Origin of the sequence: Paraburkholderia nodosa, from assembly GCF_001718195.1 — a bacterium.
Taxonomy (GTDB): Bacteria; Pseudomonadota; Gammaproteobacteria; order Burkholderiales; family Burkholderiaceae; genus Paraburkholderia; species Paraburkholderia nodosa_A.
Genome location: NZ_MCNV01000023.1, coordinates 24187 through 50131, shown reverse-complemented (window position 1 = coordinate 50131; position 25945 = coordinate 24187). Strand labels below are relative to the sequence as shown.

General features: G+C 64.1%; 23 protein-coding genes. 15 read left to right on the top strand and 8 right to left on the bottom strand.

Translation table 11 applies throughout. The features are described 5' to 3' along the window. Window positions 1-79 precede the first annotated feature (79 nt). The 5 genes from BFD71_RS29635 to BFD71_RS29615 all read left to right on the top strand — a co-directional run bounded on the left by BFD71_RS29635 (window position 80) and on the right by BFD71_RS29615 (window position 7680). The gene (locus BFD71_RS29635; protein WP_069267868.1) at window positions 80-2944 is read left to right on the top strand and encodes a 2-oxoglutarate dehydrogenase E1 component; all 2865 of its coding nucleotides are present in this window, start codon (window positions 80-82) and stop codon (window positions 2942-2944) included. 105 nt (window positions 2945-3049) lie between these two features. Continuing rightward, window positions 3050-4318 (top strand): 2-oxoglutarate dehydrogenase complex dihydrolipoyllysine-residue succinyltransferase, encoded by a 1269-nt coding sequence (gene odhB, locus BFD71_RS29630; RefSeq protein WP_069267867.1) that lies wholly within the window; start codon window positions 3050-3052, stop codon window positions 4316-4318. Between the two features lie 101 nt (window positions 4319-4419). After that, on the top strand, window positions 4420-5850 hold the full coding sequence (gene lpdA / locus BFD71_RS29625) for a dihydrolipoyl dehydrogenase (RefSeq protein WP_069267866.1): 1431 nt from the start codon (window positions 4420-4422) through the stop codon (window positions 5848-5850). A 116-nt stretch (window positions 5851-5966) separates the two neighbouring features. Then, window positions 5967-7064: a cell division protein ZapE gene (zapE, locus tag BFD71_RS29620; RefSeq protein WP_069267865.1), complete on the top strand. Its 1098-nt coding sequence runs from the start codon at window positions 5967-5969 to the stop codon at window positions 7062-7064. Between the two features lie 160 nt (window positions 7065-7224). Continuing rightward, entirely contained in the window at window positions 7225-7680 is a 456-nt protein-coding gene (locus BFD71_RS29615; RefSeq protein WP_083245540.1) for a transposase, read from the top strand. A gap of 120 nt (window positions 7681-7800) precedes the next feature. On the opposite strand, the gene BFD71_RS29610 is transcribed toward BFD71_RS29615, so the two are convergent. After that, window positions 7801-8265, bottom strand: a complete 465-nt coding sequence (locus BFD71_RS29610) for a DUF2147 domain-containing protein (RefSeq protein WP_069267864.1) — start codon at window positions 8263-8265, stop codon at window positions 7801-7803. A 326-nt stretch (window positions 8266-8591) separates the two neighbouring features. Between BFD71_RS29610 and BFD71_RS29605 the strand changes: the two genes are divergently transcribed. Next, window positions 8592-9341, top strand: a complete 750-nt coding sequence (locus BFD71_RS29605) for a DUF2968 domain-containing protein (RefSeq protein ID WP_069267863.1) — start codon at window positions 8592-8594, stop codon at window positions 9339-9341. A gap of 143 nt (window positions 9342-9484) precedes the next feature. Here BFD71_RS29605 and BFD71_RS29600 read toward each other — a convergent pair whose 3' ends face one another. The 3 genes from BFD71_RS29600 to BFD71_RS40865 form a co-directional block, all read right to left on the bottom strand. After that, a complete protein-coding gene (locus tag BFD71_RS29600; protein WP_069267862.1) occupies window positions 9485-9673 on the bottom strand; it encodes a hypothetical protein in 189 nt (62 codons plus the stop codon). Between the two features lie 235 nt (window positions 9674-9908). Then, the gene (hfq, locus tag BFD71_RS29595; RefSeq protein ID WP_069267861.1) at window positions 9909-10409 is read right to left on the bottom strand and encodes an RNA chaperone Hfq; all 501 of its coding nucleotides are present in this window, start codon (window positions 10407-10409) and stop codon (window positions 9909-9911) included. 306 nt (window positions 10410-10715) lie between these two features. Next, complete coding sequence (locus BFD71_RS40865) at window positions 10716-10952, bottom strand: hypothetical protein (protein ID WP_141710843.1); 237 nt, start codon at window positions 10950-10952, stop codon at window positions 10716-10718. On the opposite strand from BFD71_RS40865, the gene BFD71_RS41625 reads away from it, so the two are divergent. The 5 genes from BFD71_RS41625 to BFD71_RS29575 all read left to right on the top strand — a co-directional run bounded on the left by BFD71_RS41625 (window position 10951) and on the right by BFD71_RS29575 (window position 14646). Further along, window positions 10951-11097 (top strand): hypothetical protein, encoded by a 147-nt coding sequence (locus BFD71_RS41625; RefSeq protein WP_176732975.1) that lies wholly within the window; start codon window positions 10951-10953, stop codon window positions 11095-11097. The genes BFD71_RS40865 and BFD71_RS41625 overlap by 2 nt on opposite strands. 12 nt (window positions 11098-11109) lie before the next feature. Next, complete coding sequence (locus BFD71_RS29590) at window positions 11110-11673, top strand: sigma-70 family RNA polymerase sigma factor (RefSeq protein ID WP_406952646.1); 564 nt, start codon at window positions 11110-11112, stop codon at window positions 11671-11673. Continuing rightward, window positions 11670-12566: an anti-sigma factor family protein gene (locus BFD71_RS29585; protein ID WP_069267860.1), complete on the top strand. Its 897-nt coding sequence runs from the start codon at window positions 11670-11672 to the stop codon at window positions 12564-12566. Before BFD71_RS29590 ends, BFD71_RS29585 begins: the two co-directional genes overlap by 4 nt. A gap of 25 nt (window positions 12567-12591) precedes the next feature. After that, entirely contained in the window at window positions 12592-14193 is a 1602-nt protein-coding gene (locus BFD71_RS29580) for an FAD-binding oxidoreductase (RefSeq protein ID WP_069267859.1), read from the top strand. A gap of 66 nt (window positions 14194-14259) precedes the next feature. Continuing rightward, window positions 14260-14646 (top strand): hypothetical protein, encoded by a 387-nt coding sequence (locus BFD71_RS29575; protein WP_069267858.1) that lies wholly within the window; start codon window positions 14260-14262, stop codon window positions 14644-14646. A 28-nt stretch (window positions 14647-14674) separates the two neighbouring features. Here the strand turns inward: BFD71_RS29575 and BFD71_RS29570 are convergent, their stop codons facing one another. From BFD71_RS29570 to BFD71_RS29560, 3 genes are all read right to left on the bottom strand, one after another. Continuing rightward, on the bottom strand, window positions 14675-16480 hold the full coding sequence (locus BFD71_RS29570; protein WP_083245539.1) for an AMP-binding protein: 1806 nt from the start codon (window positions 16478-16480) through the stop codon (window positions 14675-14677). A 198-nt stretch (window positions 16481-16678) separates the two neighbouring features. After that, entirely contained in the window at window positions 16679-17896 is a 1218-nt protein-coding gene (locus BFD71_RS29565; protein ID WP_069267857.1) for an MFS transporter, read from the bottom strand. Window positions 17897-18348: 452 nt separating this feature from the next. After that, complete coding sequence (locus tag BFD71_RS29560) at window positions 18349-19455, bottom strand: porin (RefSeq protein ID WP_069267856.1); 1107 nt, start codon at window positions 19453-19455, stop codon at window positions 18349-18351. 371 nt (window positions 19456-19826) lie between these two features. Between BFD71_RS29560 and BFD71_RS29555 the strand changes: the two genes are divergently transcribed. Beyond that, window positions 19827-20600, top strand: a complete 774-nt coding sequence (locus BFD71_RS29555) for an SDR family oxidoreductase (protein ID WP_069267855.1) — start codon at window positions 19827-19829, stop codon at window positions 20598-20600. 81 nt (window positions 20601-20681) lie between these two features. Further along, complete coding sequence (locus BFD71_RS29550) at window positions 20682-22397, top strand: long-chain fatty acid--CoA ligase (RefSeq protein WP_069267854.1); 1716 nt, start codon at window positions 20682-20684, stop codon at window positions 22395-22397. Between the two features lie 114 nt (window positions 22398-22511). On the opposite strand, the gene BFD71_RS29545 is transcribed toward BFD71_RS29550, so the two are convergent. Continuing rightward, window positions 22512-22874: a hypothetical protein gene (locus BFD71_RS29545; RefSeq protein ID WP_069267853.1), complete on the bottom strand. Its 363-nt coding sequence runs from the start codon at window positions 22872-22874 to the stop codon at window positions 22512-22514. Window positions 22875-23123: 249 nt separating this feature from the next. Between BFD71_RS29545 and BFD71_RS29540 the strand changes: the two genes are divergently transcribed. Next, complete coding sequence (locus BFD71_RS29540) at window positions 23124-23843, top strand: GntR family transcriptional regulator (RefSeq protein ID WP_069267852.1); 720 nt, start codon at window positions 23124-23126, stop codon at window positions 23841-23843. Window positions 23844-24185: 342 nt separating this feature from the next. Beyond that, window positions 24186-25934 carry an oxalyl-CoA decarboxylase gene (oxc, locus tag BFD71_RS29535; protein ID WP_069267851.1) on the top strand — a complete coding sequence of 583 codons (1749 nt, stop codon included), beginning with the start codon at window positions 24186-24188 and terminating at the stop codon, window positions 25932-25934. Window positions 25935-25945: the final 11 nt, after the last annotated feature.

The following is a 25945-nucleotide window of genomic DNA, read 5'->3' as shown; positions in this document are numbered from 1 at the left end:
CCGCTAAACGGTCAGGCCGTGGCGCGGAAGGTTGAGTAACCCGCTATTTCTCGAGAAACTCGAAGAAAGGTGAGCGTAAATGTCGGAAACGATGAAGCAATTCCAGCTGAACTCCTATTTGTTCGGCGGCAATGCTCCGTATGTCGAAGAGCTATACGAAGCATATCTTGATAACCCTGCGTCCGTTCCGGACAACTGGCGTGAGTACTTCGACGCACTGCAAAACGTGCCGTCGTCGAGTGGCACGGCAGACAACGACATCGCCCACGGGCCGATCGTCGAATCCTTCGCTCAACGCGCGAAGGCCAATGCATTTGTTCCGCGCGGCGGCGGCGAAGATCTCGCCACGGCACGCAAGCAAGTCTACGTTCAGTCCCTGATTGGCGCTTATCGATTCCTCGGCTCGCAATGGGCCAATCTCGATCCGCTCAAGCGTCGCGAACGTCCGAACATCCCCGAACTCGAGCCTGCGTTCTACGACTTCACCGAAGCCGACATGGACCAGACGTTCAGCGCCACGAACCTGTACTTCGGTTTCGAGCGCGCGACGCTGCGCGAGATCGTCAAGGCGCTGCGCGATACGTACTGCGGTACGATCGGCGCCGAGTACATGTACATCAGCGATCCTGAACAGAAGCGCTGGTGGAAGGAGCGTCTCGAGTCGATCCGCTCGACGCCGAACTTCTCGAACGACAAGAAGAAGCACATCCTGCAGCGCCTGACGGCCTCCGAAGGCCTCGAGCGCTTCCTGCACACCAAGTACGTCGGCCAGAAGCGCTTCTCGCTCGAAGGCGGCGAGTCCTTCATCGCCGCGATGGACGAAGTCGTTCGTCACGCGGGCGCGAAGGGCGTGCAGGAAATCGTCATCGGCATGGCTCACCGCGGCCGTCTGAACGTGCTGGTCAATACGCTCGGCAAGATGCCGGCTGACCTCTTCGCCGAATTCGAAGGCAAGCACGTCGACGACCTGCCGGCAGGCGACGTGAAGTACCACAAGGGCTTCTCGTCGGACGTCGCGACCGAAGGCGGTCCGGTCCACCTGTCGCTCGCGTTCAACCCGTCGCACCTCGAAATCGTCAACCCGGTGGTCGAAGGCTCGGCGAAGGCCCGTATGGATCGCCGCGGCGATGCAGACGGCCTGCAGGTGCTGCCGGTGCAGATCCACGGCGACGCGGCCTTCGCAGGCCAGGGCGTCGTGATGGAAACGCTGAACCTCGCGCAAACGCGCGGCTACGGCACGCACGGCACGCTGCACATCGTCATCAACAACCAGATCGGCTTCACGACCTCGGACCCGCGCGACGCGCGTTCGACGCTCTACTGTACCGACGTGGTCAAGATGATCGAAGCGCCGGTGCTGCACGTGAACGGCGACGATCCGGAAGCGGTCGTGCTGGCGATCCAGCTCGCGGTCGAATTCCGCATGCAGTTCCACAAGGATGTCGTCGTCGACATCATCTGCTTCCGCAAGCTGGGCCACAACGAGCAGGACACGCCCGCGGTCACGCAGCCGCTGATGTACAAGACGATCGCGAAGCACCCGGGCACCCGTGCGCTGTACGCCGAAAAGCTCGTGCAGCAAGGCGTGATCACGGCTGAGGACGCGGACAACTACGTCAAGGCCTATCGCGCCGCGATGGACGAAGGCCACCACACGGTCGACCCCGTGCTCTCGAACTACAAGAGCAAGTACGCGGTGGACTGGGTTCCGTTCCTGAACCGCAAGTGGACCGACGCAGCCGATACGGCTGTGCCGCTCGCCGAACTCAAGCGTCTGGCTGAGCGCATCACCACGATCCCCCAGAACTTCAAGGTTCACCCGCTGGTCGAGCGCGTCATCAACGACCGCCGCGCGATGGGCAAGGGCGAAGCGAAGCTCGACTGGGGCATGGGCGAGCACCTCGCGTTCGCGTCGCTGGTCGCTTCGGGCTACGCAGTTCGCCTGACGGGCCAGGACTCGGGCCGCGGCACGTTCACGCACCGCCACGCCGTTCTGCATGACCAGAACCGCGAGCGTTGGGACGACGGCACGTACGTGCCGCTGCAGAACATCGGCGAGAACCAGGCGCAGTTCACGGTGATCGACTCGGTGCTCTCGGAAGAGGCAGTGCTGGGCTTCGAATACGGCTACTCGACTGCGGAGCCGAACACGCTCGTCGCGTGGGAAGGCCAGTTCGGCGACTTCGTCAACGGTGCGCAGGTCGTGATCGACCAGTTCATCTCGTCGGGCGAAGTGAAGTGGGGCCGCGTTTCGGGTCTCACGATGCTGCTGCCGCACGGTTATGAAGGCCAGGGTCCGGAGCACTCGTCGGCGCGTATCGAGCGTTTCCTGCAGCTGTGCGCCGAGCACAACATGCAGGTCGTTCAGCCGACCACGCCGGCCCAGATCTTCCACGTGCTGCGCCGCCAGATGATCCGCCTGTTCCGCAAGCCGCTCATCATCTTCACGCCGAAGTCGCTGCTGCGTCACAAGGAAGCCGTGTCGGACCTGTCCGAACTCGCGAAGGGCACGTTCCAGCCGGTCATCGGCGAAGTGGACGAAGCCATCGACGCGAAGAAGGTCAAGCGCGTGGTCGCCTGCTCGGGCCGCGTGTACTTCGACCTCGTCGCGCACCGCCGCGAAGCGAAGGCGAACGACGTCGCGATCATCCGTATCGAACAGCTCTATCCGTTTGCTCACAAGCAGTTCGAAGCCGAGCTGAAGAAGTACGACAACGCGACCGAAGTGGTCTGGGTGCAGGACGAGCCGCAGAATCAGGGCCCGTGGTTCTACATCGAGCACCACCTGAAGGAAGGCATGAAGGAAGGCATGAAGCTCGCGTACAGCGGCCGTCCTGCTTCCGCATCGCCGGCTGTCGGCTACTACGCGAAGCATTACGAGCAGCAGAAGGCGCTGATCGAAGGTGCATTCGGCCGCCTGAAGGGCGCGCAGGTCGCGAAGTAAGCACTAGAGCAAATCGAACCGGGAAGGCGTGCTGAACGACGCGCGCTTTCCCGCGCTCACGTGCGCGACCCGGTTCGTACCCAGATACGTATTCAGGAAAATCACATGGCTATCGTAGAAGTCAAAGTTCCGCAGTTTTCGGAGTCGGTGTCGGAAGGCACGATGCTGCAGTGGAAGAAGAAGCCGGGCGAAGCTATCGCCCAGGACGAAGTTGTCATCGAGATCGAAACCGATAAGGTCGTGCTCGAAGTGCCCGCGCCGGCTGCCGGCGTGCTGGCCGAGATCATCGTGGGCGACGGCGCTACCGTCACCAGCGAACAGGTGATCGCGAAGATCGACACGGAAGCCAAGGCTGGCGCCGTTGCAGCGCCCGCAGCCGCAGCCGCGCCGGCTGCCGCCGCGGCTCCCGCAGCTGCACCGGCTGCTGCCGCCGCAACGACGGCAAGCAGCACGGTCGCCTCGCCTGCAGCGACGAAGCTGATGGCAGAGAAGGGTCTCGCAGGCGGCGACGTCGCCGGCACGGGCCGTGACGGCCGCATCACGAAGCAGGACGTGCTCGGCGCAGGCGCGCCGAAGGCCGCTCCCGCAGCCGCCCCGGCTGCGAAGCCGGCTACCGCCAAGCCGTCGCTGCCGCAAGTCAACGCACCGGCATCGGCTGCGAACTGGCTCAACGACCGTCCGGAACAGCGTGTGCCGATGTCGCGTCTGCGTGCGCGTATCGCCGAGCGTCTGCTCGAGTCGCAGCAAACCAACGCCATCCTCACGACGTTCAACGAAGTGAACATGGCGCCGGTCATGGACCTGCGCAACAAGTACAAGGACAAGTTCGAAAAGGAACACGGCGTGAAGCTCGGCTTCATGTCGTTCTTCGTGAAGGCCGCAGTGCACGCCCTCAAGAAGTTCCCGCTCGTCAACGCGTCGATCGACGGCAACGACATCGTCTACCACGGCTACTTCGACATCGGTATCGCGGTCGGCTCGCCGCGCGGTCTGGTGGTGCCCATCCTGCGTAACGCAGACCAGATGAGCCTCGCCGACATCGAGAAGAAGATCGCCGAATTTGGCCAGAAGGCCAAGGACGGCAAGCTTTCGATCGAAGAAATGACGGGTGGTACGTTCTCGATCTCGAACGGCGGCGTGTTCGGCTCGATGCTCTCGACCCCGATCATCAACCCGCCGCAGTCGGCGATCCTCGGCGTGCACGCGACGAAGGAACGCGCTGTGGTGGAGAACGGCCAGATCGTGATCCGCCCGATGAACTACCTCGCGATGTCTTACGACCACCGCATCATCGACGGCCGCGAAGCCGTCCTGTCGCTCGTCGCGATGAAGGATGCGCTGGAAGATCCGGCTCGTCTGCTGCTCGACCTGTAAAGATCGGCCTCATCAAGCATCAAGTCTCACACTGAGCGCCGTGCGCGCGGATTCCGGAAACCGGGCTCCGCGTGCCGCGCTCACGTCTCGAAAGGATGACCATGTCCAAAGAATTTGACGTCGTCGTGATCGGCGCCGGCCCCGGCGGCTATATCGCGGCGATCCGCGCCGCACAGCTCGGCAAGTCGGTTGCGTGTATCGAAAAGTGGAAGAACCCGGCCGGCGCGCTGAAGCTCGGCGGCACTTGCCTGAACGTCGGCTGCATTCCGTCGAAGGCGCTGCTCGCCTCGTCGGAAGAGTTCGAAAATGCCGCGCATCATCTCGTTGACCACGGCATCAGCGTGGGCGACGTGAAGATCGACGTCGCGAAGATGATCGCCCGCAAGGAAGGCATCGTCGAGAAGATGACGAAGGGTATCGAGTTCCTGTTCCGCAAGAACAAGATCACGTGGCTCAAGGGCCACGGCAAGTTCACCGGCAAGAACGAAGCCGGCGTGCAGATCGAAGTGAGCGGCGAAGGCGAAACCGAAGTCGTCACGGCGAAGAACGTGATCATCGCGACGGGCTCGAAGGCACGCCATCTGCCGGGCATTCCGGTCGACAACAAGATCATCTCCGACAACGAAGGCGCGCTCACGTTCGACAGCGTGCCGAAGAAGCTCGCTGTGATCGGCGCAGGCGTGATCGGTCTGGAGCTCGGCTCGGTGTGGCGCCGTCTCGGTGCCGAGGTCACGATCCTCGAAGCGCTGCCGGAATTCCTCGGCGCGACTGACCAGGCGCTCGCGAAGGAAGCCGCGAAGCTCTTCAAGAAGCAGGGTCTCGACATTCACGTTGGCGTGAAGGTCGGCGAAGTGACGACGACCGACAAGAGCGTCACGATCAACTACACGGACAAGGACGGCAACGCGCAGAAGCTCGAAGCCGACCGCCTGATCGTGTCGGTTGGCCGCGTGCCGAACACCGACAACCTCGGTCTCGAAGCGATCGGGCTGAAGGCCAATGAGCGCGGCTTCATCGACGTGGACGACCACTGCGCAACGTCGGTGCCGAACGTGTACGCGATCGGCGACGTGGTGCGTGGCCCGATGCTCGCGCACAAGGCAGAAGACGAAGGCGTGCTGGTGGCCGAGATCATCGACGGCCAGAAGCCGCACATCGACTACAACTGCATTCCGTGGGTGATCTACACCGAGCCGGAAATCGCATGGGTCGGCAAGACGGAGCAGCAGCTCAAGGCGGAAGGCCGCGACATCAAGACGGGCCAGTTCCCGTTCATGGCGAACGGCCGCGCGCTCGGCATCAACAAGGCCGACGGCTTTGTGAAGATGATCGCCGACGCGAAGACCGACGAACTGCTCGGCGTGCACATCATCTCGGCCAACGCATCGGACCTGATCGCGGAAGCCGTGGTGGCGATGGAATTCAAGGCTGCCGCCGAAGACATCGGCCGCATCTGCCATCCGCACCCGTCGCTGTCCGAAGTCATGCGCGAAGCTGCACTCGCCACTGACAAGCGCGCGCTCAACATGTAAGCGCCAAGGGCAGGGCGGCCGACTTTTTTGGCCGCGCTGCCCCGCAGTACCCAGCATCACGTACGGAGGCGGGTGGGCTTTTGCTCTCCCGCCTTTCCTCATTTGCGGCCCGGAAAATGAACGTCACCGAATACTACGAAAACGAACTGCAGAAGCGGGGATACAAGCCCGATACGGCGCAACGCGCCGCGATCGACCGGCTGCAGCGGTGCTACGACGAGTGGGTCGCATACAAGTCGCGGCGTTCGAACGCCTTCAAGAAGTTTCTTATTCACCCGGACCTGCCGCGCGGCGTGTACATGTGGGGCGGTGTTGGGCGCGGCAAGAGCTTCCTGATGGACAGCTTCTATGCTGTCGTGCCGCTGCAGCGCAAGACGCGTCTGCACTTTCACGAATTCATGCGCGAAGTGCACCGTGAGCTCGAAGAGCTCAAGGGCCAGGCCGATCCGCTCGACGAACTCGCGCGCCGCATTGCGAAGCGTTATCGCCTGATCTGCTTCGACGAATTCCACGTCTCGGACATCGCCGACGCGATGATCCTTTACCGTCTGCTCGACCGTCTCTTCGAGAACGGCGTGCAGTTCGTGATGACGTCCAACTACGATCCCGATCTGCTCTATCCCGACGGGCTGCATCGCGACCGCATGCTGCCTGCGATCGAGTTGATCAAGAGCAAGCTCGACGTGCTCAACGTCGATGCGGGCGTCGACTACCGCCAGCGCACGCTCGCGCAGGTCGAGGTCTATCACACGCCGCTCGGCGCCGCCGCCGACAAGGCGCTGCGCCACTCGTTCGCGGAGCTGGCCGCCGTCCCCGACGAAAGCCCGCTGCTGCGCATCGAAAAGCGCGAACTGAAGGCGCTGCGCAAGGCCGACGGCGTGGTGTGGTTCGATTTCGCGACGCTGTGCGGCGGTCCACGTTCGCAGAACGATTATCTGGAGCTGGCAAGCCGCTTTCACGCGGTGATCCTCTCCGACGTGCCGCAGATGACGCCTCGTATGCAGTCCGAAGCACGCCGCTTCACCTGGCTCATCGACGTGTTCTACGACCACAAGGTCAAGCTGCTGATGTCGGCCGCGGTGCCGCCCGAGGAACTCTATGTGGAAGGCCCGATGGCCAACGAGTTCACGCGCACGGTGTCGCGCATCGTCGAAATGCAGTCGAAGGAATATCTCGAAACGCCGCGCCGCATCGTCGATACGGCCCTGACCTGAGCGCACGGCGTCCGCGCCGGTCCAGGGAGTGTCACGCAGGCGTCGAGCCAGTCTCAAAAGAGCGCGGCGGCACCCTTTTCAAGATTCGGACTCGTCTGATATGGATGGCGGGGGTGAGTGGATATCGTTTGTCAGCACACCGTCTGACAAAGGACCTTCCATGACCCCGCATCGCGATATTACCGACGAAGAGTGGCAGCGCGTGATGCTGCTCCTGCCCGAACTGCGTCCGCGCACCGAGTTGCGTGGACGGCCGCTCGCCAATACGCGCTCGGTGCTCAACGGCGTGCTGTGGGTCATGTATAGCGGCGCGAACTGGTCGGCCATGCCGCGCCGCTACCCCTCGTATCAAACCTGCCATCGCCGCTTCAAGACCTGGCACTACAACGGGGCGCTCAAGCGCGTGATGGGCGAGTTGTTCGGCGAAGACGGCGTGAGGTTGTGCGACACCATCGAAACGCGCATGCGCAAGCACGCGAGCCGTGCAGAAAAAGCGGCGCGCAGGCAGGAAGCGGCGCGCAACGTGCCGCGCAATTCGCCGTTCGTCCTGTTGGCGAGCGCGTCCGCGCAGTCGCAGCCTTTCACCGGTCGCTCCGTGTATCGCCACACAGCGTAATACCGGCGCTGATGAAGTTCGGCCGAAGCGGCTCATGTGCGCGCTTCGGCCGGTTTCGTCTCCCAGGTCCCCTGGCCGGTTTGTGCGCCGGTCCTCAGGTCGATCCGCTCACGCATGGAGTCACTGCTGACGCACCCAGGTTTGCGAGCGGCCAAGCAGCGAAATACCCATATAGCCGCGCACGACGAGTTTCTGGCCGCCGTCTTCCGTATGCATCTTGCAGCGGTACACCTTGCCGTTCTCAGGGTCGAGAATGTGCCCGCCGTCATACCCCTCAGCGGTCTTTTTCATGCTGTCGATGATCGTCATGCCGAGGATCAACTGATCCTTGCGCGAGTCGGTGCAGGCCGTGCAGCGCCGATCGGGCTGATCAGTCGCGCCGAGGCCCTTGATGACCTTGCCGCTCAGGTCGCCGTTGGCGTCGGCGCTGATCTGCACGAGCGCTTTCGGCTGGCCGGTGTGATCGTCGATGGTCTGCCAGACGCCGACGGGCGTGTCGGTTTGAGCGTGCGCGGCGAGGGCGCCGCATAGCAGTGCACTCGCAAGCGCAACGTGGCGCGCCGCGCGTCCGATGACTCGATTCATGTCTTCCTCCACTGATGTTGTTTGTCGTGTCGACGCTGACCGTGCGTCGCGCCAGGCACGCCTGGCAAGCCGCAAGGTCAGGGCAGGATACTGGAAAGCATCGCGCGCGTTTGAGAGAAGGAACTCTAGTTTGGTCGGCCCTGGCCGCGCTGGACCAAAACGGCTGGCGATGCAAGGACAGCACGCAATTCCCAGGAAATTCTTGCTATGTGTTGTGGGAAAAGATACGTAATCGGCAAATTTTCTACGAGTGGCCCGAAACACGTGAAAGTGAGTAATAATTGTGCCGATTTGTAAAAATTAGAACTGTTCAAAGCAGGTACTACATGGACTACAAGTGGAGAGTTCGTCGCACCGCTCTGGCGGCGCTGGTATTAATCGGGGGAATCGGTACGGGCTGCGCACAGACGCCGCCTGACAATTCAGCAGCAGCGAATGCAGCAGCAGCGGCGCCCGTAGCACAGACCACCGCCGCACCCGCAGTGCAGGACGATCAGGCCGCAACCCCTGCGTTGCCTTTGGCAGCGAGCCAGCCGGGCGTACTCACGCCGGATGAAGCGAAGCAGAACGCCGCGGGCAACGTCGCCGAGCTGCAGGAGATGCTGCGAGGCTCGGATCTCGCCGAACTGCGCACGACCTACAACGGCTCGTATGGCGCAAGCTTGCTGTTTTACGGCAAGGAAATGACGTACTACGTCACGCTGTTCCAGAACAAGACGTTCTGGCGCGTGATCAAGACGAGCGACGAGACGCGTGCTGAAGCCATCTATCGCGACTTCGCGGTGAAGTCGGGCCAGCTCGCCGAAGTGGAAATTCGCCGCACGCGCCTCGAAGCGCAGAAGGCGTTCACGGACCGCATGATCGCGCTCACGCAGGACCACGCGAACCGGCTCCAGGCGGATCTGGCTATCGCGCGCGAGCAGCAGGCGCTTGTCGCCGACCGGCAGAAGCAGGGCCGCGATCAGGCGAACGCGTTGCAGGCGCAGAAGACGGCCGCCCAGGCGCAACTGCGCACGGTCCAGCGTCAAGTGCGCGAACTGCAGCAACAAGTGGAAGGCGGTCTGCCGATCCGCTAATCGCCGGTGCGCGGTGTGGCCGGCGTGCTCACCCGGCGCCCGGCTGTGCAACGGGTTGCGCGGAACACGCGTATGCGGCACGCAAAAGGCGGAGCGTCATAGGCGCTCCGCCTTTCTTCATGGTGCGATCGTTCGGGTCGCGCTCAGTGCTTGCCGTGGCGATGCGTGTCGCGACCCTTGTGGGTTTCGTCTGCGGAATGGGGCTTCGGTTGAGAGCCGGCAGGCGAGGGGTCGACGGCGATCGGATCGCTCGCGGGGAACGTTTCTTCGAGCGCTTCGTCGAGCGGGTCTTGTTGCGAGGGTTGCGGGGCTTTCGGCTTGGATGCGCTCATGGCGGTCTCCGTTGCGATATGCGTCACGCCCAGAATAACGCAAAGCCGGAATCGTGACCGCGAGTCACGGCTGTCAGAGCGTGTCGGAAGACGGTGGAACGAAACTGAACGCAACCGCACCGTAGCTGTACAAAACGCGCGCACAAACAAGCAGGCGCGCCAAGGCGCGCCCGTACTGTACTGAATGTCGGCGTGATCGGCGTACCGTGCAGCGAGTACGCCAGCCAGCAGCGGCTTAGCTGTTGCCCGAGCCTTCGCCGCCGTTGCCGCCGTTGTTCACCGCGCCGTAGAGGCGGCGGCGGCGCGTGACGACGACCGGGCCGTCCTGAGAGCCACGGTCATTGCCGGGGGTGCTCGATGCGCCCGACGGCGCGCCGGACGGCGCCGACCAGTTTTCACGCGGCTCGCGCGGTTCACGCGGTTCTCGTTGTTCACGCGGGCCATGGCCACCGTGGCTGCCGTGCGGGCCGCGGCTCGTATGCTCGCCGTGCGAGCTGCGAGCGCCGCCCGGGCGCGGACCCGGACGGGTGCCGGTGTCGAGCTGGATGGTCGAAATGGCGCGCTTGTAGATGCCTTGCAGGCCAACGGGCGTGCGCAGCATCACCAGATACTGATCGAACGACTCGATGCATCCGGTCAGGCGAATGCCGTTGACCAGATAGATTTCGACGCGCTTTCTTTCCTTACGCGCGGCGTTCATGAAGTCGTTTTGCGGGTGCGATTCTGCGGAAGGCATGGACTAGATTTGGCCAGGCGGCGCAATGCCGCAATCAGTTGGAAACGTTTGCTCGCCGCGATTCTACCTTGTGTCGGCGAAGCGCGCGTGCGGGAAAGTAAGCTTACTGCAGAACTATACCGGCTCGCGGCCGCGACCGCAGATTGACGAAAAATGCATCGCTGCGTCCCTTGTCGTCGGCTGCCGGGAAGGGGCGTGTCCGGATGACAGGTAGCGATGGGCAGCGACAGCGGTTTTCGGAAAGAGGCCTGCCGACGATAGGCCCGCGGATTGACAGACCCGCGCGACCTTTCGACGCGCATGCACTCACTCACACAGCGTAGTCCAAGACGGCCAGCCATGCTCGACCGATTCGAGGCGGATCACACGCTTATACGCGATTACACGATGGTTTTCGATCCGCTTGCGATGATTCTCGCGGTGCCCGAGGGCTTCGTTCCGTGCGGCGGCACACGAAAAGCGAAATCGCCGCCTGCGCGGAATAAGCGCACCCGCTGCAACGTTTAACGCGATATCGGCGATGAACTCAGTGGAGGTGATCATGGAGCGGTTTCGCAAAGGTCTCGCGTGTCTCGTTTGTGTGGCGCTGGCAGGCGTCGCGGGAGCCGGCCTCACGGCTTGCAGCGACATGAATTCAGGCGGGGCGTCGTCGAGCAGTTCGGGCGGCTCGTCGGGCGGCGGCTACTGAGCGGCGTGCGGCGTGTTGCGTCATCCGTCGCCGGAGTTCGAAGCGCAGGTCGTGGCGCAGCTCGGACCCATGCGCCGCTATGCGCGCGCCTTGACGGGCGACGCCGCCTGGGCTGACGACCTCGTGCAGGACGCCGCGGAGCGTGCGCTTTCGCGCTGGACTTCGTTTCGCCCGCAGAGCAATCTGCGCGCGTGGCTGCTCACGATCCTGCGCCATCTGTACATCGATCAGTTGCGCGGCCGGCGTGAGATTGCCGTCGACGACGAAGCTGCGCCGTGGCGCACGCTCGAGGCGCCGCATGGCGAGGTCGACGGTCTCGTGCTGCGCGATCTGCAGCGCGCGCTCTATGCGTTGCCTGCGGCGCAGCGCGAGGTGCTGCTGCTCGTGTGCGTGGAGGAGTTGAGCTACAGCGAGGCGTCGGCGGTGCTCGGGGTGCCGGCCGGCACGGTGATGTCGCGCCTGTCGCGAGCGCGCGAGCATCTGCGAGCGTTGCTCGATACGGGGCCGGTGCAGGATCCGGGGCGCGATCCGGCGCAACGCGCGGCGCCGCTCAGGGTGGTGGGGACGCTACGATGAACGACAACGATCTCGGCCACGAACGCGACGGCGAAGGCGTGCCGCCTGCTTCGCCAGAAGAGGACCTTACGATGCTGGGCGCTTTCGTCGACGGCGAACTGCCCGCGGGCGAGTGCGAGGCGCTGCAGGCGCGCCTCGCCGACGATCCGCGTGCGGCGGCGCGCGTCGCGGCCTATCGCGCGCAGAAGGCCGCGCTGCAGGCGTTGTGTGAAGGCGCGCGCGTCGCGGGCGAGGATGCGGCGTCCGGCGCAGCCGAACCGGCAGGCAGCGCGCCCGCCGTGTTCGTCCTGCGTGCGGGCGAGCCGTGGTGGTGGCGCGCCGGCATCGCGGCGTCGTGGGTGGCGGTGGGCGCGGGGCTCGCGGTGGCGGCCACGGCGCTCGTGCCGCGGCTCGCGCCAGGCCTGGCTCCACTGGCGTTCGTTTCGGCGCCGGCGGCCGCGCGCAGCGAAACGCCCGAAGCGTTTGCGCGCCGCGCCGATATCGCGTACGCGGTGTATTCGCCGGAGCAGCGGCATCCCGTGGAAGTGGGCGCGGCCGACGAGGCGCATCTCGTCGCGTGGCTCTCCAGGCGGCTAGGCAAGCCGCTCTCGGTGCCGTCGCTGGCCGAATACGGCTATACGCTGGTGGGCGGGCGTCTGTTGCCCGGCAACACGGGGCCGGCCGCGCAATTCATGTACGAGAACGATGCGGGCGAGCGCCTCACGCTCTACGTGGCCAGTTCGGCCAGGGACCGGGATCCCGTGCGCCTCTTGCGCGACGGCAACCGCCGGACGTTCTACTGGAGCACCGAACGCACGGGCTATGCGCTCTCGGGGCCGCAGACAGAACCGAAGCTGCGCGAGATCGCGCTGGACGTATGCGGCGCGCTGGGCGGCAAGCCCGGGCAGTGGTGATGCGCGACGCCAGCGGAGCAGGCCCATGAGCGACCCCGCGCGCCGTGCCGCACCCACCTTGCCTCCTGGCATCGACGAGGCCCGTTTCGCGCGTGCGCTCGCCGCGTTCGAAGGCATCGTGGGCGCGCCGAACGTCTGCCGTGGCGGCGCAGCGCTCGATCCGTATTTCGATCCGTTCGTACCGCTCGCCGATGCGCACGCGTTCGCCCCTTCCGCTGCGATCCTCCCCGCAAGTGTCGAAGAGATCCGCGCGATCCTGCGTGTCGCGAACGACACGCGCGTGCCGCTGTGGACCGTTTCCGCGGGGCGCAACTTCGCCTATGGCGGTGCCGCGCCGCGTCTGGCGGGTTCGGTCGTCCTCGACCTGCAGCGCCTGAACCGGATCCTCGAAGTGGACGAGCGCCTCGCATGGGCGCGCGTCGAGCCGGGCGTGAGCTACTTCGATTTGCACGCACATCTGCGCGAACAGCATCTGCGCCTGTGGGTCGATCCGCCCGCGGCGGGCTGGGGCAGCGTGGTCGGCAACACGCTCGAGCGCGGCTTCGGGACGACCGCCTATGGCGACCACGCCGCCTCGCAGTGCGGCATGGAGGTCGTGCTCGCCAACGGTGATGTAGTGCGCACCGGCATGGGTGCGATCGAAAACGGCACGGCGTGGCAACTCTACCGGCCGGGCTACGGGCCTTCGTTCGATGCGCTCTTTACGCAGTCGAACTACGGTGTCGTCACGAAGATGGGGCTCTGGCTCATGCCCGCCCCGCGGGCCTTCGTGATCGGCGAGATCCAGTTCGCGCGTGAGGACGATCTCGGCGTGCTCGTCGATACGCTGCGCGCGTTGCAGCTCGGCGGCACGATACGTCAGCACGCAGCGATCGAAGGCGCGATCCGCCGCGCCGCGAGCCTCGCGCCTCGCGCTCGCTGGTACGAAGGCGAGGGCGCGATGCCCGAGGCCGCCGTCGCCGCGATGCAGCGCGATCTGGGCGTGGGCCGCTGGAATCTGCACTATGCGCTCTATGGCGAGCCCGAGGTGATCGACGTGGAACGGCGCATTGTCGAGCGTGCGTTTGCCGGCGTACCGGGTGTGCGTTTCTCGGCGCGTCGCTATGCCGAAGGCGACGAACCGCGGGGCGGCGCTGACCGCAATCTCGCCGGCATTCCCGCGATGAGCGCGTTTCGCATGCTCGACTGGCGCGGCGGCGACGGCGCGCACGTGGACTTCTCGCCGCTGTGTCCCGCCGATGGCCGCGACGCGCTGCGCCAGTACGCGCTCGTCAAGGCGCGCGCGGCCGAGTACGGTTTCGATTACTACGGCGGTTTCACCGCGGCGGGGCGCTATCTGCATCACGTATTCGCGGCGATCTTCGCGCGCGAGCGCCGCGACGATGCAGCCCGCGCGGGGGACCTGCTGCGCGCGCTGATGAGCGACGCGGGCGCGGCCGGCTACGGCGTCTACCGCTCGCATCTGCTCTACATGGACTACGCAGCGGCACAGTACGCCTTCAACGACGGCGCGCTGTTGCGTCTCGCGCAAACCGTGAAAGACGCACTCGATCCGCAGGGCGTCCTCTCGCCGGGCAAGCAGGGCATCTGGCCCGAGGCGTGGCGTGCGGAGCGCGGCTATACGTGATCGATTTAATCAAGACTGCGTAGCGATTGGCGGGAAGGATTCGTTGCAAGGCGCACGGAGGACACGATGGACAGGCGGGCTTTTCTCTGCGATGCCGGGGCCGTGGCGCTAGGCGCGGCTTGGCAGGCGCATGCGCTCAGCGTTGCGTTGGGCGTACGCGCGCCTCGTGCGGGTGCAGCGTTGGATGCGCCAGGCGCCGCAGTGTTCGACCCGGCACTCGAGCAGGGCCGCGTGCTCGCGCGCGCAGCGGCGCGCGCGGGATGTGTTGCGTGGGCCATCGGCGACGGCTGCGCCGATACGGCCGATAGCGACATCGGCACACTGTGGCACGCGCGGATCGCCCGGCGCCTCGAGCCTGGCGCGGCCTTGACTGGCGCGTTGCGTCCCTCGGACCGATTCGTACTCGCGCGGCTAGCCAGCGCGCGCGGGGTGACGCTGCGCGACTTCGCTTAGGCAACCTTAGCAATAGCGCATCGACATCTCATGTCTGCGACTTCTTCGCCGCTTTTGCGATTTCTTCGTCGCGCAGCTGGCGGCGCAGGATCTTGCCGATGGTCGATTGCGGCAGCGACTCACGGAACTCCACGATGCGCGGCACCTTGTAGCCCGTGAGCTGCTGGCGGCAGAACTGGATCAGCGCGGCTTCCGTGAGCGCGGGATCGCGCTTCACGATGAACACCTTCACGCGCTCGCCCTGCACCGGATCGGGCACGCCGATCGCCGCCACCTCGCGCACGCCGGGGTGCATCGCGACCACGTCCTCGATCTCGTTCGGATACACATTGAATCCCGACACGAGAATCATGTCCTTCTTGCGGTCGACGAGACGGATATAACCGCGCGCATCCATCATGCCGATGTCGCCGGTCGTGAGCCACCCGTCGGCAAACACCTCTGCCGTTTCGTCCGGGCGATTCCAGTAGCCCTTCATCACTTGCGGACCCTTGACACAGAGCTCGCCGGCTTCGCCGATGCCGGCCCACGTGCCGTTGTCCCTGCGAAAGCGCACCTGCGTGGACGGCGCGGGCAGCCCGATCGAGCCTTCCGGATGCGCCTCGTCTCCCTCTGCATGCGCGATATCGACGGGATTCATCGAAACGATCGGCGAGCACTCGGTGAGACCGTAGCCTTCCACGACGGGCTTGCCCGTGACGGCCCGGAACCGGTCGGCAACGGCCTTCTGCATGGCCATGCCGCCCGCCATCGCGAGTTTGAGGCCCGAGAAGTCGCGCTGGCGGAACGCCGCGTTGTCGAGCAGCGCGCTATAGAGCGTGTTGACCGCGCTGATGCAACTGAACGTCTCGTGCTCCAGTACCTTCATCACGCGCTTCATGTCGCGCGGATTGGCGATCAGGATGTTGCGTCCGCCGAGTGCGAGGAAGATCAGCGCATTGATGGTGAGCGAATAGATGTGATAGAGCGGCAAGGGCGTAAGCACCGTCTCGGCGTTGGCGTCGAACTGGTTGCCAATCCACGCCTTTGCCTGCTGCACGTTCGCGAGCACGTTGCCGTGCGTGAGCATCGCGCCCTTCGCGACACCCGTGGTGCCGCCCGTGTACTGGAGGAACGCGAGATCGTCGGCGTGGGTCGCCACCGGCGCGTGCGGGGCGCGCGCGCCTTGCGCGAGTGCGTCGAGCAGGCGCACGGCACGCGGCAGGTGGTAGGGCGGCACCATCTTCTTCACGTGGCGCAGCATGACGTTGACGAAGCGGCCCTTGAGGTTTAGCCCTTCGCCCAGCAAGTCGCCGAGCGCCGTCACGACGATGCGTTGCACCTGTGTGCCGGGCAGCGCCGCTTCGAGCGTGGCGGCGAAGTTCTCGAACACGACGATGGTCTGCGCGCCGCTGTCCTGCAACTGATGCTCGAGCTCGCGCACGGTGTAGAGCGGGTTGACGTTGACGATCACGGCGCCGGCCTTGAGCGCGCCGAAGAGGGCAACCGGATATTGCAAGGTGTTGGGCAGCATGATCGCGACTCGCTCGCCTGGCTGCACGCCCGCGCCTTGCAGCCAGGATGCGAACGCCGTGGCCTTGCGGGCGAGTGCGGCGTAGGTCATCGGCGAGCCGGCGCTCACGTAGGCGACGCGCTCGCTGAAGCGCGCCGTGCAGTCGTCGAAGTAATGGGTGAGCGAGGCGTACTGGCTTGCGGGGATTTCGCGCGGCACGCCGGGAGGGTACGAGGCGTACCAGATGCCGTCGGTGTTGGGAGGGGCCGCCTGAGGTGGGGCCGCCTGAGGTGCGCAAGCTGCCACCGGGCTCGCCGGATCGGGCTGGGGCGTGTCGCTCATAGTGGATCTCCGGACGGTAGCGCAACCGAGTGCCTTTCATCATGCAACGCCGCGCGCCGTGCGGCCAGGAGGTCTTACCCTGTGTGCGCACGCGGGTGTTCGACCATCGTCAAAACCAGCAAAAAAGGCCGTGCGGGCGAACCCGGCACGGCCTTTCATGGTGGTGCTGCGGTGCGGCGTTACGGGGCCGCGGGCACGTCAGACGCCCGACACCTCTTTCGCGGTCTGCGTCATGTCGATGCCTCGACGTTCGCGGCTGAAGGGGATCAGCACAGCGATCACGATGGCGACCGTGCCGGCGACGATCGCCATGGCCATCGAGTAGTCCTGGTTGTGCGTTTCGGCGAGCGACGCCTGCAGCGTGGCGTTCACCGAAGCGAACAGGTTACCGAGCTGATAGACGAGGCCGGGGAAGGTCGCACGCACTTCGTCAGGCGAAATTTCATTGAGGTGAACCGGGATCACGCCCCAGGCGCCCTGCACCGAAATCTGCATGAGGAACGCGCCGAGCGCGAGCAGCACCGGCCCTTGCGAGAACGCCCACAGCGGCAGCACCGGCAGCGCGATCAGCGCGGCGATGAAGATTGCCTTGCGGCGGCCGATACTTTCGGAAATCCGACCGAAGAAGAGGCCACCCACGATCGCGCCGATATTGAGCACGATGGTGATGATTGAAACCGTGTGAGGATCGAAGTGATGCTGTTCGCGCAGGAAGGTCGGATACAGATCCTGCGTGCCGTGCGAGAAGAAGTTGAACGCCGTCATCAGCACGATGGCGTACAGGGAGAGCTTCCAGTTGTGCTTGAGCGTGGTGAGCAGGCTCGGACGCGGGCGCTTTTCCATCTCCTTGAAGGCCGGCGACTCGGGCACGTGCATACGCACATAGACCACGAGCAGCGCGGGCAGCACGCCGACGAAGAACATGCCACGCCAGCCGATGTACTGGTACAGCACACCGAACACGATCGAGGCGAGCAGATAGCCGCTCGGATAGCCCGCCTGCAGCAGCCCGGAAATGATGCCGCGCGACTTGGGCGGAATGGTTTCCATGGTGAGCGCCGAGCCCACGCCCCACTCGCCGCCCATCGCGACGCCGAAGAGCGCACGCAGGACGATGAAGGTCGCGAGGTTGGGCGAGAAGCCCGTGAGCAGTTCGAGTATCGAGTAGCACGCGATGTTGACCATCAGCGTGGGACGACGGCCGTATTTGTCGGCGAGGCGGCCGAATATCAGCGCGCCCAGCGGACGCATGGCCAGTGTCAGCGTAATGGCAAAAGCCACTGCGGGGATTTTGGTGTTGAATTCGGTGGCGATGTCTTTCAGAACGAAAACCATCAGAAAGAAATCGAATGCATCGAGCGTCCATCCCAGGTACGCCGCGATCGTGACGTTCTTCTGTTCACGCGTCCAGCTCATGTTGATTGTTCTCCTGTGATACTGGGGGCAATGCCATGTCTCCTGTCGATCGCAATTGGCGCTTGCGCACCTCGCGCGATCTCATGCATGTGTCGGCATTGCCTTGTGTGGCTTGATTGTGTGGCTTGGAGCGGCCCCCCCGCAATGGGCTACGCGCCAGCAGTGTACGCCCGGCATTAAACATTTGCATGCATGTTGACTGGAACCCGTAGTAATCCCTGGGGGATTCAGCTAAATGCGAAAGCTTTTTGTTTTATTCGTAATTTAAATGTAATTTAAATGAAGGTCACTCAATGTGCGAATGAGTTAATCGATGCGCATGAATGAATGCAAACGAGCGTGCATTTGTCCGCTCGTTTGCGTTGAGAAGGCGCGCATTGACACTCGTGTGCGCTATCCAGATGCCCCGCCGCCGCCGTGCCGGTCATCAGACCCGGCGAGGCAATCCGCTATTAAAAGATGTTGCGAAAGCCGACGGCGACGCCGGTCTGGTTGTTGCGACCCGGAAAGTCGGCCGTTGCCGAACCGGTGCCGCGCATGAAGTCGACCGTGCCATAGACTTCGGTGCGCCTGGACAGCGAGTACTCGGCCAGCAGGACTGCCGAGTAGCGCACGCCGGTGCTGAGCGTCACGCCGTCTTCATTCAGGCCGTTCTTTGCGTGGTCGTAGTAGTACGCTGCGGTCAGCAACAGCGGCGAGCTGACCTGCCACGTGGCACCCGCATAGAGACCGTTGTCGATACGGTTGGTTTTCGTCACGGGCGTCACGAAGTTGATCGCCGAGGGCGAGTTTGCGGCTGCCATGTACTGGTCGACCACGCCCGTATTGTCCTGCCCCCACAGCCAGCCGCCGTACAGGTGCACAGGACCGAGCGCATAGACCGCGCCGAGGTTGGCCACGCGGTACTTGTTGTTGTGTGCGTCGCTATTCTGCTGGTAGCCCGCGAGCAGCGAGACCGGACCGGCTGCGTAGGTGGCCGTGAAGCCGTACATGTTGCTCGCGCCGACGCTGCCCGCCACGCCGCCGAAGCTGTACATGCCTTCGACTTCGAGGCCGCCGAACTTGCCGTCGTACTTGACCGAGTTGTTCTCACGCAGACCGTAGCCGAGTGCGCCCGGCAGCCAGCCGTCCTGGTCGAAGTTGCCTACGGTCAGCGGGTCGAAGGTGTTACCCAGTTGATCGAACAGGGGCGTGTTCTGACGGCCCATCGTGACCGTGCCGTACTTGTTGCTCGACAGCCCCACGTACGCCATCCGGCTGAACAGCGTATTCGAGCTGGCCAGTTGGCCGTTCCAGAGATTGAACCCGTTCTCGAGGCGGAATACGGCCGAGAGGCCGCCGCCCAGATCCTCGGAGCCCTTCAGGCCCCAGCGGCTGCCGGTGACCGGACCTTGCGTCATCTGCAGCTCGTTGTCGTTGTGTGCGTTGGCGTTCGTGAGGTAGCGGATGCTGGTGTCGACGATGCCGTACAGCGTGACCGAGCTTTGCGCGAAGCTGTGCTGGCAAGCCAATGCGAGGGCGAGGCCGCCGACGGCGGATGCGATCTGGGTATGTCTCACGGTGGAATCCTTTCTTCTGCTGCGTGTTGTCAGTGCGTCGGGCCGCCGGGGTGCCGGGGCCCGAATTTTTCGTATGCCGGGCCAGTGGATGCCGGCCGGGGGGGCCGATGATAGACGCTTGGTGAAGGGGTGAAAACGCTGGCTGTCGCGCGATTGCAACGGTTGCGCGCGCAATTAACTCGCCGCATGTTTGCTTTTTCAGCCGACCCAACCCGCATATCGCCGGCGGCAAAGGCACAAATGCCGTTTAATGAACGGTCGTGCTTTTCCCTATTTTCTTGACTAGCGGGCCTCGCTAGAATCCTTGGCATCTCATCGCGTTCCGCAATCCGGAACGTCGGCCGGTCGACAGACATCAAGGAGACGAAAGCATGCGGGTCAGGGAAATGTTCGAGCTGGGCGGTCAGGTCGCACTCATTACCGGCGGCTCGCGCGGGCTGGGTCTACAGATGGCGCAGGCGCTCGGCGAGATGGGCTGCCACGTGGTGATCACGGCGCGCAAGGCCGACGAGCTGGCCGAGGCGGCGGCCCATCTGCAGGCGCTCGGCATCAAGGCGACCACGATCGTGAGCGACCTGCAGCGCGCCGAGGCCGCCAAGCCGCTCGTGGACGAGACGCTGGCGGCCGGCGGGCAGATCGACATTCTCGTGAACAATGCGGGCGCCACGTGGGGCGCCCCTGCGGAGGATTATCCCGACGAGGCGTGGCACAAGGTCATGAACCTGAACGTGAACGCGCCGTTCTTCCTCGCGCGCGAAGTGGGCAAGCGCAGCATGATCCCGCGCCAGCGTGGCAAGATCATCAACGTGGCTTCGATTGCCGGCCTGAAGGGGGCGCTCGGACCCATGCAGACCATCGCGTACAACACCTCGAAGGCGGCGGCCATCAACTTTACGCGTGCGCTGGCTGCCGAATGGGGCAAGTACAACATCAACGTGAACGCGATCTGCCCGGGCTTCTTTCCCTCGAAGATGTCGGCGGGCCTGCTCGATAAGCTGGGACAGGTGGTGATCGACCATACGCCGCTGCACCGTCTCGGCGACGACGACGATCTCAAGGGCGCCGTGGTGTTTCTCGCGAGCCGGGCGTCTCGGCATATGACGGGTCAATATCTCGCCGTGGATGGCGGCGCGAGCATCGTCTGATTGCGCACGGTACGCGGCGCCAGCGCTCAGCGAGCAGTTGGCGGCCGCGTTCTTCACAAGTCTTGCCCGACGGAGCCCGCCATGTCCACGTCCGCCCCGACGCCTTCTGCACATTCACCGTCATCGCCGCTGCCGGCCTCGCCGCATTGGCCCTCGCATCTTTCCCCGCATCTGAGCATTCCGCAAACGAACCTCTTCTATAACGCAGAGGTGTCGGCGGCACGCTATCCCGACAAGCCGTTCATCGTCTTCTACGACACCCCCGTCACATTCGCGCAGTTCAAGGACGAGGCCGAGCGCGTAGCCGGTTATCTGCAGCAGGAATGCGGCGTGAAGGCCGGCGACCGCGTGCTGCTCTACATGCAGAACAGCCCACAGTGGGTCATCGCTTACTACGGCATCCTGCGCGCCAACGCCGTGGTCGTGCCGGTCAACCCGATGAACCTCACCGAGGAACTCGCGCACTACGTGGAAGACAGCGGCGCGACCACGGCTTTCGTCGCGCAGGACCTCTACCCGCGTATTGCGCCGCTCGTGCAGGAAGGTGAGGGCCTGCAGCATCTGCTCGTTGCGACGTATAGCGACTATCTGAAGTGCGAGCCGTTTTCGCCGCCGCCCGAGTTCGTGAGCGCACCGCGCACTGTGAGCGGTCCGGGCGTTGCGCACTGGGTCGACGTGCTCGAGGCGCGCTGCGTACCCGGCGCGCTGACCGCCGGTCCCGACGACCTCTGCGTGATGCCGTACACCTCGGGCACGACGGGCAAGCCCAAAGGCTGCATGCACACGCATCGCAGCGTGATGGCGACGGCCGTGGGCGGTTGCAACTGGTTCGGAAGCAATCAGGATGCCGTACAGCTTTCGGTGCTGCCGCTCTTTCACGTAACCGGTATGCAGGGCGGCATGAACAGTCCGATCTACAACGGCTCGACGGTGGTGTTGCTGCCGCGCTGGGATCGCGACGCTGCAGCGCGTGCGATCGAGCATTACCGCATCAACGGCTGGCAGGCGATCTCGACGATGGTGGTGGACTTCATCTCGAACCCGCGCATTCACGAGTACGACCTGTCGAGCCTCGCCTGGATGCGCGGCGGCGGCGCGACGATGCCCGACGCAGTCGTCAAGAAGCTCAAGGATCTCACCGGGCTCGACTTCGTCGAGGGCTACGGCATGTCGGAAACGATGGCAGGCACCCATATCAATCCGCCGCAGCGTCCCAAGCCGCAATGTCTCGGCATTCCGGTATTCGATGTCGACTCGCGCGTGATCGATCCGATCACGCTGGAGGAGGTCCCGCCAGGCGAATCGGGCGAGCTGATCATGCATGCGCCGCAAGTGATGCAGGGCTACTGGCGCAACCCCAAGGCGACGAGCGAAGCGTTCATCGAACGCGACGGCAAGCGCTTCCTGCGCACGGGCGACCTCGTGCGGCGCGACGAAGAAGGCTATTACTTCATGACCGACCGCCTCAAGCGCATGATCAACGCGTCGGGGTACAAGGTCTGGCCGGCCGAGGTCGAGGCGCTGATGTACCGGCATCCGGCGATCAACGAGGTGTGCATCATCGGTACCCAGGACGCGCGCCGCGGCGAGACCGTGAAGGCCGTGGTTGTGCTCGATCCGAAACAGGCCGGCAGCGTGAACGAAGACGACATCATCGCCTGGGCGCACGACAACATGGCCGCGTACAAAGCGCCGCGCATCGTGCAGTTCGTGGACGCCCTGCCGAAGTCGGGCAGCGGCAAGATTCTGTGGCGCAAGCTGCAGGAACAAGAGGCCGAGGTGCGCCGCAACGCCTGAACGCGCAGTTCTCCTTCGTTGTCCTTCAATATCGAGCCCGCCTGGATAGCGCGCTAACGCGCGCGAATCCAGCCGGGTTTCGTCTTTATCGGGCTCGCACTTCGCCCTTGCGCATCAGGCGCCGGCAAGTGCAGGCAATCCGCCTTCGCGCCAATCCTGCTCCATCGCGGCTGCCATTCCCCATTCCTGTGAACCGCGTTGAGCGGGCGCGGCCAGCGGCCATTCACCGGGCGCCTGTGCGTTCTTGCGAGCAAGGATCGCCTCGCACAGGAACTCCATGCTGTACGCCTTCAGCAGATGCGGGTGATTCGTCTCGATATAGGCGGCGACGCGCGCATATTCGCCGGCGATCGATGCGAGCGAGTAGAGCGTACGTGCATCCCAGCGAAAACGCAGGCCGAGTTCGGCGAATGCCGTATTGAACGCGCACAGCTGCGCTTCCAGTTGACGATCTTGGCGGGTGTCCAGGTGGCTCATGGCTGTCTCCTCATGTCGAGTGGCGTGAAGCAAGAGTAGAAGCGCCAATGAATAACCGATAGTTAAAGTTTTTTTAGAAAAATATAAGTAAGGCTGTATGGATTGAGGATTGGCTGGCCAATCTAGCGAGACCTGCATCCGGTCCGCGTAAACCCCGCTTAGCCATGAGCGCTGTACTGATATATTGTATTGGAAATATGAAATTACCCAGCAGCGCCGGCTAAACAGAACGTTGGAGACAAACGACCGATGTCCGCCGAAAGAGAATTCGTCACCGGGATGCCCCCGGTCACCTTGACGCTGGAGCCGATCAACGCAACCGCTTCGCTGCGCGATCAGGCTTACGCGAAGCTCAAGCAGGCCATTGCCGAAACCGACATCTACCGCTCGCGAGACGAGATCCGGCTAGACGAGAAGGAATTGACTGAGAAGCTCGGCGTGAGCCGAACGCCGGTTCGCGAGGCGATGACGCTGCTGGAACAGGAGGGCTTTCTGCGCACGGTGCCGCGCCGCGGTGTTTACATCCTGCGCAAGACGCGCAAGGAGATCGTGGAGATGATCTATATGTGGGCCGCGCTCGAAAGCATCGCCGCGCGCCTCGCCACGCAACGCGCCTCGGACGACGACATCGCGGGTCTGCGGCGCATGTTCGCGACCTTCGGCGATTCGACGCCATCGGACCACATAGAGGAGTACTCGGAAGCGAACATCATGTTTCACCAGTCACTGGTGGAGCTATCGAAGTCGCCCATCATCGTCGACACCATCAAGAACATCTTCATGCATGTGCGCGCGATCCGGCGCATGACGATCGCGCAGAGCGATCGCGCGTCGCGCTCGATCGTGGAGCACATGCGCATTATCGAAGCGCTCGAGGCGCGCGACACCGAGCGCGTCGAGCAGCTCGTGCGGCAGCACTCGATCGAACTCGCGCTGTTCGTGGAAGCCAACTGCGATTTTCTGGACTGACACGTAGGGGCGCCGCGTCGATCCGCCGATTCATATCGGCTCGGCGCATGAGTCAGGGGCATCGATACGCAGGTCGTCTGAATGAGCGTCGCGATGCTGAAATAAAAGTATGGAGTCCGTAACAAGTTCGTTGGGACGTTTGGGCCGATTGTAGGTGCTTGCCCATGGTGTGCCGCATCAACGTTTGCCGCTTGGCGAGCGATCGAACGAGACCGCAACGGTGCAGCGCGGCGCGATGCAGTGCAGCAAACGCGGCATGGATAAAAAAACGTCTTGACTAATACTGTGTGTGGAATATTGTATATCACGGATCGCACAACGCCCCGCCAAAGAGGAGACGTCATGGCAGAAGCAGGCATCAACGAGGCACAGCAGAACCCGGTGCCGGAAGCGCAGCAAACGACCGATGGTTTTCATCTCGTCATCGACGCGCTGAAACTCAACGATATCGACACGATCTTCGGTCTCGTCGGTATTCCGATTACCGATCTCGCCCGTCTCGCGCAGGCCGAGGGCATGCGCTTCATCGGCTTCCGGCATGAGCAGAACGCCGGCAACGCCGCGGCCGTGGCGGGCTACATGACGAAGAAGCCGGGCATCTGCCTGACCGTCTCCGCGCCGGGTTTCCTGAACGGCCTCACGGCACTGGCCAACGCGACCACGAACTGCTTCCCGATGATTCTCATCAGCGGTTCGAGCGAGCGCGAGATCGTCGACTTGCAGCAGGGCGACTACGAAGAGATGGACCAGCTCAACGCGGCGAAGCCTTATGCCAAGGCGGCATATCGCGTACTGCACGCCGAGGACATCGGCGTCGGCGTCGCGCGCGCGATTCGCGCGGCCGTCTCGGGCCGCCCCGGCGGCGTGTATCTCGACCTGCCGGCCAAGCTGCTTGCGCAGACCATCGACGCGGTGAAGGGCCAGCAATCGCTCATCAAGGTCGTCGACGCGGCGCCGCGCCAGATTCCCGCACCGGACGCGGTGCAACGCGCTATCGAAGTGCTCAGGAATGCAAAGCGTCCGCTGATCCTGCTCGGCAAGGGCGCCGCCTACGCCCAGGCCGACGCGAAAATCCGCGAACTGGTCGAGAAGAGCGGTATTCCGTATCTGCCGATGTCGATGGCCAAGGGGCTCTTGCCCGACACGCACGAGCAGTCGGCGTCGGCCGCGCGCTCGTTCGTGCTGGCCGAGTCGGACGCCGTGGTGCTGATCGGCGCTCGCCTGAACTGGCTGCTCTCGCATGGCAAGGGCAAGACCTGGGGCGCGGCCGCCGGACCGAAGCAGTTCGTGCAGATCGACATCGCCCCGACGGAAATCGACAGCAACGTCGCCATCGAAGCGCCGGTGATCGGCGACATCGGTTCATGCGTGGAAGCGCTCGTGGCCGGTCTCGGCACTGACTTCCCGAAGCCGCCGGCAGAGTGGCTCGATGCCGTGGCCGAACGCAAGAACAAGAACCTCGAAAAGATGGCCGCGACGCTCGCGAAGAACCCGTCGCCGATGAACTTCCACAGCGCGCTGCGCGCGATCCGCGACGTGCTCAAGACGCGCCCCGACATCAACGTGGTCAACGAAGGCGCGAACACGCTCGACTACGCGCGCAGCATCATCGACATGTACCAGCCGCGCAAGCGCTTCGACTCGGGCACGTGGGGGATCATGGGCATCGGCATGGGCTTCGCGATCGGCGCGGCGGTGACGAGCGGCACGCAGGTCGTGGCGATCGAGGGCGACAGCGCGTTCGGCTTCTCGGGCATGGAGCTGGAAACGATCTGCCGCTACAACCTGCCGGTCTGCACCATCGTGTTCAACAACAACGGTGTGTATCGCGGCACGGACGTCAACCCGAGCGGCGGCTGCGACGTCGCGCCGACGGCGTTCGTGAAGAACGCGCGCTACGACAAGATGATCGAGGCCTTCGGCGGCATCGGCCATCAGGCGACGACGCCCGAAGAACTCACGAGCGCGCTGCTCGAAGCGATCGCGTCGGGCAAGCCCACGTTGATCAACGCAGTCATCGACGAATCGGCCGGGACCGAAAGCGGTCGTCTCACGAATCTGAATCCGCAAAGCGCGGCCATGAAGAAATAAGCCCCCATAAA